This is a genomic window from Gaetbulibacter sp. NE (assembly GCF_025548475.1).
GTDB lineage: Bacteria > Bacteroidota > Bacteroidia > Flavobacteriales > Flavobacteriaceae > Gaetbulibacter_B > Gaetbulibacter_B jejuensis.
In genome coordinates this window covers 567060-580868 of the sequence record NZ_JAOQHY010000001.1, presented here as the reverse complement: position 1 = coordinate 580868, position 13809 = coordinate 567060, and the positions used below count along the sequence as shown (strand labels likewise).

Sequence of the window (13809 nt, the reverse complement as noted above, 5' to 3'; positions counted from 1 at the left end):
TAGTTGTTTTTACTTAAAGGCATTTAATCCTGTAACATCTAATCCTGTAATTAATAAATGGATGTCATGAGTTCCTTCGTAAGTTATTACACTTTCAAGGTTCATAGAGTGACGCATGATGCTATATTCGCCAGTAATTCCCATTCCTCCTAGCATTTGTCTTGCTTCTCTAGCAATATTGATAGCCATATCTACATTGTTACGTTTTGCCATAGAAATTTGAGCAGAAGTAGCTTTACCTTCATTTCTTAGTACTCCTAAACGCCATGTTAATAACTGTGCTTTGGTGATTTCGGTAATCATTTCAGCTAATTTTTTCTGTTGTAATTGAAATTGGCCAATAGGTTTGCCAAATTGTTTACGTTCTTTGCTGTAACGTAAAGCTGTATCATAACAGTCCATAGCTGCACCAATTGCTCCCCAAGCAATTCCATATCTTGCAGAATCCAAACAACCAAGTGGAGCTCCTAATCCTGATTTGTTAGGTAACAAGTTTTCTTTAGGTACTTTTACATTGTCAAAAATAAGCTCTCCAGTAGCTGATGCTCTCAATGACCATTTATTGTGTGTCTCAGGAGTTGAAAATCCTTCCATACCACGTTCAACAATTAAACCATGGATTCGTCCTTCTTCATTTTTAGCCCAAACTACTGCCACTTGCGCAAAAGGCGCATTGCTTATCCACATTTTAGCACCATTTAAAAGATAGTGGTCTCCCATATCTTTAAAATTAGTAACCATTCCTCCTGGGTTACTACCATGGTCAGGTTCGGTTAAACCAAAACAACCCATCCATTCGCCACTTGCAAGCTTTGGTAAGTATTTTTTACGTTGTTCTTCGTTTCCATATTTCCAAATAGGATACATTACTAAAGACGATTGTACTGATGCAGTACTACGAACACCAGAGTCTCCTCTTTCAATTTCTTGCATAATTAAACCATAAGAAATTTGGTCTAATCCTGCACCTCCATATTCTTCAGGAATGTATGGTCCAAAAGCACCAATTTCAGCTAATCCACCAATAATTTGGTTAGGAAATTCTGCTTTTTGAGCATAGTCTTCAATAATTGGAGATACATCGCGCTTTACCCAATCACGAGCGGCATCTCTTACTAATTTATGTTCGTCGGTTAAAAGCTCGTCTAAGTTGTAATAATCTGGAGCTTGGAATAAATCTGGCTTCATTTGTATGTTTTAGTTGTTCAGTAATCGAGATTTAGTTTTTAATCTAGACTCGAAACAAAAATAACGAAAACGTTTTCAGTGCACAATTATAAATTACATTTTCAAGTAAAAATCTTTGGTTAAATCAATGTACTCTTTTGTGTAATTATGTCTTTCGGTTTCAATGATTAGATTTGAAGATGTAACTGCTTCTTCTATGAATGAAAACTGAATTAAACTTCGCTTTATAGGAGTATTTTCAGTTCCTTTTACATGCAATATTCTATTTGGAAACAAAGAAAAATCAGATGCTAATTGTATGAAGTTTTGCTCTTCTTTGTAAGGAATTATCACTGAAAACAAACCGTTTTCAGATAGTAGTTTTGAGGCGCATTGCAATAAATGCTGAAAAGGCATTGCATCTTGAAATCTTGCTAAATCGCGCTCTAGGATATTGGTTTTGGAATCTTCTGAGTAAAAAGGAGGATTGGAGATAATTAAATCATATTGGTCGTCAATTTCATTAGTAAATTCATCTAATGATGCGTGGTAACAGAACAATCGGTCTCCCCAAGGCGATTGCTCAAAATTCTCTACGCATTGTTCGTAAGCATCACTATCAATCTCCAAGGCATCAATTAATTCGGCATTGGAGCGTTGAGCGATCATTAAAGAGAGCACACCTGTACCTGCACCAATATCTAAAACAGAAAATGGGTTATGGTCAAGGCTTGCCCAAGCACCAAGCAAAACACTGTCAGTGCCTATTTTCATGGCGCAACGGTCTTGATTTACTGTGAATTGCTTAAACTGAAAAGGCTTATTCATTTAAATATAAGTCTATAAGCCCTTCAGGAGTTTCAACAAAAATGGTTTTATTCGCTTTGTCTACTTTAGAAATAAACTCATCATTCATAGGAATTAAAATTTCTGTGCCTTCTCTGTCAATTTCAAAAAGCGCTTGTGCAGTAGAATCGTTTACAGATGTTATAGTACCAACAAAACCAAAATTGGCATCTTCAACCTTGAAACCAACAATTTCATGAAAATAAAACTTGTTGCCTTCTAGTTTTGGTAGGAATTCTAGAGGAAGGTAAATATCGCTTTTTATAAGGCTGTCGGCATCTTCTTCAGTGTCGACGTCTTCAAATTTTACACGCAACAAATCAGATTTATGTAATTGTGAGGTTTCAATAAAAAAAGGGACAAGGTTATTGCGTAAATCAATAAACAGTGCGTCTAAATTTTCATACAGCTCAGGTTCGTCAGTATCTAACTTGATAAGTAGTTCTCCTTTGAAGCTATATTTTTTAACAATTTTACCTAGATAAAAACAGTCTTTTTTTTGCATGTTGTCTGTTCGAGCGCAGTCGAGAACTATAAAAAAAAGTGTCAGTTTAATTACATCTCGACTGCGCTCGATGTGACACTTAAGAATAAAAAAACCCAGACGATTACTGTCTGGGTTCAAAGGTATAAAATAAAAATTTTTTACTCTTCTTCGTTGTTAGCAGTAGCTTCTACTTCAGCATCAGCCTCTTCAGCAGCTTCTTCAACAACAGGTGCAGCCGCAGCAATTCTTGCTTCGTTTACTGCTTTTTCAGCTTCAAGAGCTTTAGCTTTAGCGTCAGCATCAGCTTTTGCTAAACCATCAGCCTTAGCTTGTACTTTAGAAGCTTTTTCTTCTAACCAAGCATTGAATTTAGCTTCTGCTTGCTCTTCAGTTAAAGCACCTTTTCTAACACCACCTGCAAGGTGATTTTTTAATAAAGCACCTTTATAAGATAAAATTGCTTTAGCGGTATCAGTTGGTTGTGCACCATTCTGTAACCAAGTTACTGCTCCATCAACATCTAATTCAATAGTTGCTGGATTAGTGTTTGGGTTGTAAGATCCTATTTTTTCTAGGTATCTACCATCTCTTTTTGATCTAGCATCAGCTGCTACGATCCAGTAATAAGGTTTTCCTTTTTTACCGTGTCTCTGTAATCTAATTTTTACTGGCATATAAATTAATTAGTGAGGTTCTCGACCTCGATTATTAATAAGTGCGCAAAGATACTACATTTTTTTTATTTACAACATTTTATTATAAATTAAGCTAATTTGAAATTTTATTATACTTTTGGAAATCATTAAACGTTATTTTAATTGCGCAAACAATCATTAAAATAAGAAACCTATTATAAAATGAAGAGATTAGCCTTAATTCTATTTACTTTTCTGTCAGTACTAAGTTGTGGCGACGAAATTGAGTTTAATTCACCTGCAGTACAAGGAAATAAAGATGGTGAATTATGGAGAGCAGTATATTATTCGGCTGATATTGATTTTGGAGGATTTATAATAGAAGGAGGTAATAATTTTGAAACTATACAGCTTATCACAACAAATGATACTGCTGGTACATACAATTTAGGTGATGGAAGTGGTAATGAGGCTACTTTTACTAATTCTCAAGGAGTGGTTTATTCTACAAACAACGAACCAGACCCTAGTGTTTCTATTTATCCTAATGAAGGGCAAATAATAGTGGAGCACGTAGATAATGATGCTGATCCTAAAACTATTTCAGGAAAGTTTTGGTTTTATGCTTTTACAGCTGATGGAATGAATACTGTTAATTTTAACGAAGGTCATTTTTATAAAGTGCCATTAGTTGGAGGTTTAGTAACAGTTGGTTCAGGATGTTTGCAAGCAACAGAAGCTACAGCTAATGCAGCTCAAACTTATATAGCTACAGATACTACTGCTCCAGAATATACTGATGTTTGTAATGCTTATAAAGATGCTTTAACAGCTCAAATTGATGCTTGTGGAGATACCACAGGAGCTTTGCAAGCTCTTATAGATTCGTTAGGTGATTGTACACCTTAATTAATCAATAAAATAATACAAAAAACGCAACCTATTAGGTTGCGTTTTTTGTTTACAACTGTTTATAACTTTCGGTCAAAAAACTAATAATTATTCTTAATTTTAACCTTCTTATTTTTCAAGATAAAACCATTTTATGTACTTAATTTTTGATACCGAAACAACCGGATTACCAAAGCGTTGGGATGCGCCTATTAGCGATATCGATAACTGGCCGAGAGCTATTCAAATTGCTTGGCAGTTGCATGATGCGCTTGGTAATTGTATTGAGCATCAAGATTATTTAATAAAGCCTGAAGGATTTAATATACCTTATGATGCCGAGAAAATTCACGGTATTTCTACTGAATTAGCAGAGGAGCAAGGTGTGTCTTTATCTGAAGTTCTTGAGAAATTTAATGAAGCATTAAACAAAACCACGTTTATAGTTGGTCAAAATGTTGGCTTTGATGTCAACATTATGGGCTCTGAATTTTACAGAGGCGATGTTGCAAATAAATTGCAAGAACTACCAGTGCTTGATACTTGTACCGAGCATACAGCGCAACTTTGCCAAATTCCTGGTGGTCGTGGTGGTAAATTTAAGTTACCAACCTTAACCGAGTTGCACGAATTTCTATTCAACAAACCTTTTGCTGAAGCGCATAATGCAACAGCCGATGTTGAAGCAACAACACGTTGCTTTTTTGAATTAATTCGTCGTGAAGAATACACGATTGAGCAACTAGACGTTCAGCCAGATTATTTTCAGAAGTTTTCTGAAGCTAATCCGCAGGAAATTCAACTTATCGGATTAAAGCACATAAACTTAAAACGCGAAAGTGCTAAAATTCGTGAGCGTCTTCAAAAACAACAAACAAGTACCATTTCAACCGAGGAAATAAAACAAAATATTTCCGATTTAGCAGAAGTTGATTTTGTACACCTTCATAACCATTCGCAATTTTCAATATTGCAGTCTACAATGAGTATTCCTGATTTAGTTTCGGCTGCTGCAACGCACAATATGCCTGCGGTTGCACTGACAGATCATGGGAATATGATGGGTGCCTTTCATTTTATAAATGCGGTAAACAATCAAAATAAAAATATTGAGGCTGCTATAAAAGCTGCCGAAGAAAAAGGAGAAACAACAGATAAGAAACTTATTAAACCCATTGTAGGTTGTGAGTTTTTTGTTTGTGAAGATCATACAGATAAGTCCAGAAAAGACAATGGTTACCAGATTGTACTTTTGGCAAAAAATAAAAATGGGTATCATAATTTAGCAAAACTGTCTTCGCATGCCTTTGTAGATGGTTTTTATTATGTGCCTCGTATTGACAAAAAACTTATTGAACAATACAAAGAAGACATCATTGTTTTAACAGGAAACTTGTATGGAGAAGTTCCAAGCAAGGTATTAAACATTGGTGAAAACCAAGCAGAAGAAGCCTTGATTTGGTGGAAAGAACAGTTTGGAGACGATTTGTATGTTGAGATTATGCGTCATAATCAAGAAGACGAAAATCGTGTAAATGATACATTGGTGAAGTTAGCAAGAAAGCATGATGTTAAGCTGGTTGCAACTAACAATACCTATTATCAAAATCAAGAAGATGCCAACGCACATGATATTTTATTGTGTGTAAAGGATGGAGAAAAACAAGCCACACCAATAGGTCGTGGACGTGGTTATCGCTACGGTTTACCAAATCAAGAATATTACTTTAAGTCTTCTGATGAAATGAAGGCGCTCTTCAAGGATTTACCTGATGCGATTTCTAATACGCAAGATATTCTTGATAAAATTGAAGCTTTTCAGTTAGCTCGTGATGTACTGTTACCAGCGTTTGATATCCCTGATGAATTTAAGCATGAAGAAGATTTAGTTGATGGTGGAAAACGAGGAGAAAATGCCTATTTACGACATCTGGTTTATGAAGGCGCTAAAAAGCGTTATGGCGACCCACTATCTGAAGAAGTTACAGAGCGTCTCGACTTTGAGTTAAGCGTTATTGAAAACACAGGTTATCCTGGATATTTCTTGATTGTAGAAGATTTCATTCGCGAAGCCAGAAATATGGATGTATCGGTTGGTCCAGGACGTGGTTCGGCTGCTGGATCGGTAGCCGCTTACTGTTTGTGGATTACCAACATAGACCCTATGAAGTACGACTTGCTTTTTGAGCGTTTCTTAAATCCTGATCGTATTAGTATGCCTGATATTGATATTGATTTTGATGACGAAGGCCGAAGTCGTGTTATGGATTATGTAATTAAAAAATATGGTGCTAATCAAGTGGCGCAAATTATTACCTACGGAACCATGGCTGCCAAATCTTCTATTCGTGATACAGCTCGTGTATTAGATTTGCCTTTATTTGATGCTGATAGAATTGCTAAATTAATCCCAAACATGTCTAAACTAAATAAGATATTTGGTTTAGATGAAAAAGCGTTAGCAGGTAAGTTTAGATCGGAAGAATTAGAGAAAGTTAATCAGCTTTTAAATATTTCTGAAGGCTCCGATTTGGAGGCAGAAACCGTAAACACTGCGCGTGCGCTTGAAGGTTCTGTAAGAAATACAGGAATTCATGCTTGTGGTGTGATTATTACACCAGATGATATTACCAAATTCGTTCCGGTGTCTGTAGCAAAAGATTCCGATTTGTATGTCACCCAGTTTGATAACTCGGTTGTGGAATCAGCAGGACTTCTTAAAATGGATTTCTTGGGATTAAAAACCTTAACCCTAATTAAGGATACAGTCAAGATTGTAAAAGCAAAACATGGTATTGAGCTAGACCCAGAAAGTTTTCCGTTAGATGATGAAGAAACCTATGCGTTATTCCAACGTGGAGAAACGGTTGGCGTGTTTCAGTACGAATCTCCTGGAATGCAAAAACACCTTCGCGATTTAAAACCAACGGTGTTTGAAGATTTAATTGCGATGAACGCTTTGTATCGTCCAGGTCCAATGGAATATATTCCAAGTTTCGTTCGTAGAAAGCATGGTGATGAAGAGATTGAATACGATTTACCTGCCATGGAAGAATACCTTAAAGAAACCTATGGTATTACCGTTTATCAAGAGCAGGTAATGTTGTTATCGCAAAAACTTGCAGATTTTACCAAAGGTGAAGCCGATATGCTTCGTAAAGCCATGGGTAAAAAGCAAATTGCGGTACTAGATAAAATGAAACCGAAATTTATTGAGCAAGCTAGCGCAAATGGTCATGATGCCAAAGTACTTGAAAAAGTTTGGAAAGACTGGGAAGCCTTTGCAAGTTATGCCTTCAATAAATCGCACTCAACATGTTATGCGTGGATTGCTTATCAAACAGCTTATTTAAAAGCGCATTACCCTGCCGAATATATGGCTGCGGTACTTTCTAATAACATGAACGATATTAAATCGGTTACCTTTTTTATGGAAGAATGTAAGCGAATGAAATTGAATGTACTTGGACCAGATATTAACGAAAGTTATTATAAGTTTTCGGTAAACCAAGACAACGCTGTACGTTTTGGTATGGGAGCCATCAAAGGTGTTGGTCATGGAGCTGTAATGACTATTGTTGAAAACCGAAAAAAAGATGGTCATTATAAATCTATTTTTGATTTTGCTAAACGTATAGATTTACGTGCTGCCAATAAAAAAGCTTTTGAAAACCTAGCGCTTGCTGGTGGTTTTGATTGTTTTAAATCAACGCATCGTGCGCAATATTTTCATGATGAAGGAGATGGTATTACCTTTTTAGAAAAAGCCATAAAATATGGTGCAAAGCATCAAGAAAATGAAAATTCTGCACAAGTGAGTTTGTTTGGAGAAGCAAGTGATGTGCAAATTGCTGAACCACAAGTGCCACCTTGTGAAGAATGGGGAACCATGGAAAAATTGGCAAGAGAGAAAGAAGTTGTTGGTATTTATATTTCAGGGCATCCTTTAGATGATTTTAAAATAGAAATGAAAACTTTTAGTAATGCCAATTTATCATTGCTTAGAGATTTAGAACCTTATATAAATAGGGAACTATCTTTTGGAGGTGTAGTGACTGATGTTCAACATCGTGTGAGTAAGCAAGGAAAAGGTTGGGCAGCTTTTACGGTTGAAGATTATGACGATAGTTTTGAGTTTAGAATATTTGGTGAAGAATACTTAAAGTTTAGGCATTTCTTGGTCAAGAATTCATTTGTGTTTGTAAAGATATTTATTCGCGAAGGTTGGGTCAATAAAACTACAGGTATTAAAGGCGAACCTAGAATACAGTTTAATAATTTTCAGTTGTTGCATGATGTTATGGATGCTTATGCTAAAAAACTGTCTATTCAGTTGCATATAAATGACTTGCAGGAACAACGCATAGCTATTTTAAAAGACTTATTTCACACACATCCTGGAGATCAAATGCTTAATTTTGTGGTGTATGATAATGATGAGCAGATAAAATTAACGATGCCAAGTCGAAAACAGAAAATAAAAATATCGCAAGATTTATTAGATAAACTAGAAAGCAATGATGTATTCTATAAGTTAAATTGATAGATATAATTGCGCAAAGGATTGAACGGTATGTTTGATCTCCTCAAAGAGAGCGAGTAGTTAATATTTATATTCGCGAATTCCCAAGAAATAGAAATACATGAGTAAAGCATGGTTTATGCGCCTAAGAAAAAGTAGCTAATAACCTGAAACAATGCATATATAAACAAAACAAATTGTTATGCTGTAAGTTTTGGCAAAATTTTTGACTAATATTGCATATAAAATTGAAGTAAAACACATTTAAATAAAAGATTATGGCATTAGAAATAACAGATGCAACGTTTGAAGAAACTGTATTAAAAAGTGACAAACCAGTAATGGTTGATTTTTGGGCTGCTTGGTGTGGACCATGTAGAATGGTTGGACCAATCATTGATGAAATTAGCAACGAATATGAAGGTAAAGCTGTTGTAGGTAAGGTAGATGTTGATGCTAACCAAGAGTTTGCTGCAAAATATGGAGTGCGTAATATACCAACTGTTTTAGTATTTCAAAATGGAGAAGTAGTAGGACGTCAAGTAGGTGTAGCTCAAAAAAGTGCATATACTGAAGCGATTGATTCGCTTTTATAAGATACTTTCTAAAAGAAAAGATAAAAGGTTTGCTATAACGGCAAACCTTTTTTTATTTTAGATGAAAATTAATATACACATGAGCAAAGTAATAAAAACCCAAGATTTAATAGATAGTAAATTATTAGAAGATCGTAAAGTGTTTCTTTGGGGTCAAGTTGATGATAAGTCGGCAAAACATGTTATTGATAGATTACTGTATTTGGATGCATTAGAAACTAAAGACATTCAATTATACATAAATAGTCCAGGAGGTTATGTGACTTCTGGTTTTTCGATATACGATTGTATAAAGTCTTTAAATAGCGATGTGTCGACAATTTGTACTGGTTTAGCAGCGTCTATGGGTTCTATATTATTATCTGTAGGAACAAAAGGGAAGCGTTTTATTCAACCACATGCAAGAGTAATGATTCATCAACCTAGTGGTGGAGCTAGAGGTCAGGCTAGTGATATTGAAATTACAGCTCAAGAAATTTTGAAAACAAAAGAGCTTAGTGCTCAAATTTTGGCTGATAACTGCGGGCAGGATTTTGATAAGGTAATGAAAGACTTTAATAGAGATCATTGGATGGGAGCAGAAGAGTCTGTTGCTTATGGAATTGTAGATGGAATAATTTAGTAGTTGATGGATCTTCAACAGGAACTTAATAAAACAGGAGGATTTAAAAATCTAGAGCTACTTGCAAAACAAGTAGTTGAAGGGTTTATTGCAGGTATGCATAAGAGTCCGTTTCATGGGTTTTCTGCAGAATTTGCTGAACATAAAATTTATAATCAAGGAGAAAGTACTAAGCATATCGATTGGAAGTTGTATGCGAAAACCGATAAGCTTTTTACAAAACGCTATGATGAGGAAACCAATTTAAGGTGTCATTTAATTGTTGATAATAGTAGCTCTATGCATTTTCCTAAACTATCTTCATTTTCCATAGATAGTCTTAACAAAATTGCATTTTCTGCATTAGCATCAGCATCTTTAATGCATATTCTAAAAAAGCAACGAGATGCAGTAGGATTAAGTATTTATAGTGATGCTTATGATTATTATGCCCCAGAAAAAGGAAGTGAACGTCACCATCAAATGTTATTGCATCAGTTGAGTGATATGGTCAACTCTAGACCGTTAAATAAACAAACAGAAACCTATACGTATTTGCATCAAATAGCAGAAAAGATTCATAGGCGTTCTTTGATTTTCTTTTTTACTGATATGTTTCAGACTTCTACAGATGAGATTAAACTGTTTGAAGCTTTAAGACATTTAAAACATAACAAGCATGAAGTTGTGTTGTTTCATATATTTGATGGAGAAAAGGAGCTTAAGTTTGATTTTGACAACACACCTAAGCGATTTATAGATGTAGAAACAGGAGAATATATTAATTTATATCCTGATTCGATAAAAGACGATTATGAAACTTCAGTAAAAAAATATTTTAATGATATTCGATTGAAATGTGGACAATATCAGATAAAATATGTTGAAGCAGACATAAATAAGGATTTTGATAAAATCCTAACAACGTACATGATAGAGCGACATAGATTTGCTTAATTGAAAATTTTTTAAAAATTTCACAAAAAATATTTGTGATATAAAAAATGGAGTGTATATTTGCAACCGCAATAAAGCAACGGTTTGGTAGTTCAGTTGGTTAGAATACCTGCCTGTCACGCAGGGGGTCGCGGGTTCGAGTCCCGTCCAGACCGCAAATATTGCTAAAGCTCCAAGAAGTTGGAGCTTTTTTTGGCAATAAGATTTAGTTGTGTTGTTTGACAGATGTTAGAGTCTGTCAATGGTAGAGATACCCAATTTAGTTGAGTATTAAACCGATGGAAAGCTTTCCTTTTTTCTTTACAGAAAATTGGGATGCTTTTTTGTTTTAAGACACTTTGTAAGTTATTTTTGAAATACAAAACGGAACTTCTTTGAATAAAATACTCAGCATAGATAAAATTGAATTTGGTAGAACACCAAATGGAGATTCTATAGAGAAATATATCCTTAAAAATACTAGTGGATTAGAAGTTGATATACTTACCTATGGTGGAATTATTTCTGCTTTGCGAATGATAGATAAAGAAGGAAAGCAGCAAAACATAGTTTTGGGATTTAATACGTTAGAGAAGTATATTAGTGATACGTTTTATCTAGGTGCTATAATTGGTAGGTATAGTAATAGAATAGCAAATGGAAAATTTTCTATTGGTGATAAAAAGTATAGTTTGTTAGTTAATAATGGTGAAAACCATTTACATGGTGGGGGAGTAGGTTTTAATAAAGTAGTATGGAGTGCTAATGTTGAAAAATTTAGTGATAGTGTTACTTTAAAACTGACTTATTTAAGTGTGGATATGGAAGAAGGTTTTCCTGGGAATTTAATGACCACAATTGATTACACGTTAACGAATAATAATGAGCTAAAGGTTGCTTATACATCAACTACTGATAAGCCTACAATATTGAATTTAACTCAGCATTCTTATTTTAATTTATCAGGAGATTATAATACTTCAATTTTAAACCATGAAGTAGTTATAAATGCAGATTCTTTTTTGTCTGTTGATGAAAATTTAATTCCAACGGGTGATTATAAAAGTGTCCTTGATACTCCTTTTGATTTTAGGAAGCCAAAACCAATTGGTAGTGAAATTAATTTAAACGAAGAGCAATTAAAAAGGGGAGGAGGTTATGATCATAATTGGGTTGTTAATAATCAAAATGAAGGCTTAAGATTTGTAGCTTCAGCATATGATGGTGAAAGTGGGAGATTTGTGGAGGTTTTTTCTGATCAACCTGGATTGCAGTTTTATACTGCTAATTTTCTAGAAGGGGATTTTAAGCCAAGAACTGGATTTTGTTTTGAGACACAGCATTTTCCTGATTCACCTAATCAAAGCCATTTTCCTACGGTTATTTTAAATCCTGATGAGGTTTTTAGTTCGGAAACTGTATTTAAGTTTTCGATTAAATAATTATTCTTTAATAATACGAAAGAACAAAAATTTGGTATTTTTAATTTTTAAACAAAGAATTAGCTTTTCTTTTAAGATTAAGTGCTACAAAAACTGTTTTTGAACAAAAAGATTTATTAAATTTAACACATGGGCTCAAAAATTACGCTTAAAGATTTAGCAAGAATTTTAAATGTTTCAATATCTACGGTTTCTAAAGCACTCAATGATAACCCTGAAATTAGTATTGAGACTAGAGCTAAAATTAAAGAATTGGCTGAGTCATATGGTTATGTCCCAAATAATATAGCTCAAAGTTTAAAGTCAAAATCAACAAAAACAATAGGTGTAATTATACCTGCAATTTTGCTTGAGTTTTTTAGTAAGGTGCTTTATGGTATTGAGATTGAAGCTACTAAAAGAGGTTATAAAATAATAATATGCCTATCTAATGAATTACAACAAAAAGAGAGTGAGAGTATAGACACTTTTATTAATGGTAGTGTAGATGGAATTATTTTATCAGTTGCTGAAGAAACCCAAAAAACAAAAAATCACACCCATTTTTTAAAGAGTGAAAAGTATAATTTACCAATGGTAATGTTTGATAGGGTTGCAAAGGATATTAGTTGTGATAAAGTAACTGTCGATGATTTTGAAGGAGCATATGAAGCTACTCAATTTCTTCATGAATTAGATTCAAAAAATATCATCTTCATAAATCCTATTTCTAATATAAGTGTTGGCGAGTCTAGAGAAGAAGGCTATGTAAAGGCTATTGAAGATTTGAGTTTAGTGCCCTTAGTTTTAAAGGTTGAACATTATAATCAAATAGAAAAAGAGCTTACTAAAATTTTAAATAATCAAAAAGTTGATGCAATTCTAGCTGCTGATGAATACTCAGCTATTTTAGCGATTAATGTAGCTAGACTTAATGGTTATAATGTTCCTAATGATATATCAGTTATTGGTTTTACAAATGGATTAATGGCAGAGCATTCAATCCCTTCTTTAACTGTCGTAAGCCAGCATGCTGAAAATATAGGTAGAACATCTGTTGAAATACTTTTAGATAGAATTCAAGGAAAGCTACCAGAGCAACCTGTACACAAAGTTGTGAAAACTAATATTATAGAACGTAATTCTACCAAAAAAAGATAAATTATGTCCTCTTTAATGTATAAAAATATGCATTTCATCGATATTTTTATGTGTTTCATCCGATTTTTTAATTTTAATAATTATATTTGAGTTACATTTGAAGTCCTTTCTTAAGCCCTAAACACTTATTAAGGTAACATTTAATCCATTTTAGTAGAATACTCTGTATTAGTATTTTACATTTCCCTCAAAAAAATATAGAGTCTTAGCGGTTTACGCTTTATAGTTAATAATCCATTCTTCCCTCCAATGGCATTAGGTTATGCCTAAAATTTGTAATTAACTAAAATTAAATATTGTAAAACCCTAAAATTAATAGACATGAAAACCCTTAAAATTACTTTCTTATTATTAGCTGTATTATTATTAACTGTTTCAGGACAAAGCAGTGATTCTTTTAACAATGAAGAGAATAACTCTACCAAAAAATCAGAAACTAAATACGACTTATTGGTGCACAACAAAAAGAAGGTTTTAGTTCCTACTAACGGATAAAAAATACTTCTTCTTAAAATATACAGCTCTTATCTTTTTTAGATAAGGGCT

At 33.8% G+C, this 13809-nt stretch carries 12 protein-coding genes and 1 tRNA gene; 9 read left to right on the top strand and 4 right to left on the bottom strand.

Features of this window, described 5'->3' with window-relative positions; genetic code table 11:
* Nucleotides 1–9 precede the first annotated feature (9 nt).
* The 4 genes from OD803_RS02670 to OD803_RS02655 form a co-directional block, all read right to left on the bottom strand.
* On the bottom strand, nt 10–1188 hold the full coding sequence (locus tag OD803_RS02670) for an acyl-CoA dehydrogenase family protein (protein ID WP_262732269.1): 1179 nt from the start codon (nt 1186–1188) through the stop codon (nt 10–12).
* A 93-nt stretch (nt 1189–1281) separates the two neighbouring features.
* Nucleotides 1282–1995, bottom strand: coding sequence for a tRNA1(Val) (adenine(37)-N6)-methyltransferase (locus OD803_RS02665; RefSeq protein WP_262732268.1), 714 nt, complete (start codon nt 1993–1995; stop codon nt 1282–1284).
* Entirely contained in the window at nt 1988–2518 is a 531-nt protein-coding gene (rimM, locus tag OD803_RS02660; RefSeq protein WP_262732267.1) for a ribosome maturation factor RimM, read from the bottom strand. The genes OD803_RS02665 and rimM overlap by 8 nt, the downstream gene beginning before the upstream one ends.
* A gap of 140 nt (nt 2519–2658) precedes the next feature.
* Nucleotides 2659–3174 (bottom strand): 30S ribosomal protein S16, encoded by a 516-nt coding sequence (locus tag OD803_RS02655; protein ID WP_129759496.1) that lies wholly within the window; start codon nt 3172–3174, stop codon nt 2659–2661.
* Nucleotides 3175–3357: 183 nt separating this feature from the next.
* Here OD803_RS02655 and OD803_RS02650 point away from each other — a divergent pair, with 183 nt between their 5' ends.
* The 9 genes from OD803_RS02650 (at nt 3358) to OD803_RS02610 (ending at nt 13758) form a co-directional block, all read left to right on the top strand.
* Complete coding sequence (locus OD803_RS02650; protein WP_131506157.1) at nt 3358–4044, top strand: DUF6252 family protein; 687 nt, start codon at nt 3358–3360, stop codon at nt 4042–4044.
* A gap of 136 nt (nt 4045–4180) precedes the next feature.
* Nucleotides 4181–8569, top strand: a complete 4389-nt coding sequence (dnaE, locus tag OD803_RS02645) for a DNA polymerase III subunit alpha (RefSeq protein WP_262732266.1) — start codon at nt 4181–4183, stop codon at nt 8567–8569.
* A gap of 257 nt (nt 8570–8826) precedes the next feature.
* Nucleotides 8827–9144 (top strand): thioredoxin, encoded by a 318-nt coding sequence (gene trxA, locus OD803_RS02640; protein ID WP_103050957.1) that lies wholly within the window; start codon nt 8827–8829, stop codon nt 9142–9144.
* Between the two features lie 79 nt (nt 9145–9223).
* The gene (locus OD803_RS02635) at nt 9224–9766 is read left to right on the top strand and encodes a ClpP family protease (RefSeq protein WP_262732265.1); all 543 of its coding nucleotides are present in this window, start codon (nt 9224–9226) and stop codon (nt 9764–9766) included.
* Nucleotides 9767–9772: 6 nt separating this feature from the next.
* On the top strand, nt 9773–10702 hold the full coding sequence (locus tag OD803_RS02630) for a DUF58 domain-containing protein (RefSeq protein WP_262732264.1): 930 nt from the start codon (nt 9773–9775) through the stop codon (nt 10700–10702).
* 81 nt (nt 10703–10783) lie between these two features.
* A tRNA-Asp gene (locus tag OD803_RS02625) sits at nt 10784–10857 on the top strand.
* Nucleotides 10858–11076: 219 nt separating this feature from the next.
* Nucleotides 11077–12123, top strand: a complete 1047-nt coding sequence (locus OD803_RS02620; protein WP_262732263.1) for an aldose epimerase family protein — start codon at nt 11077–11079, stop codon at nt 12121–12123.
* A 129-nt stretch (nt 12124–12252) separates the two neighbouring features.
* Nucleotides 12253–13263, top strand: a complete 1011-nt coding sequence (locus OD803_RS02615; RefSeq protein ID WP_262732262.1) for a LacI family DNA-binding transcriptional regulator — start codon at nt 12253–12255, stop codon at nt 13261–13263.
* Nucleotides 13264–13584: 321 nt separating this feature from the next.
* The gene (locus OD803_RS02610) at nt 13585–13758 is read left to right on the top strand and encodes a hypothetical protein (protein ID WP_161566725.1); all 174 of its coding nucleotides are present in this window, start codon (nt 13585–13587) and stop codon (nt 13756–13758) included.
* The last annotated feature ends 51 nt before the right edge of the window (nt 13759–13809 follow it).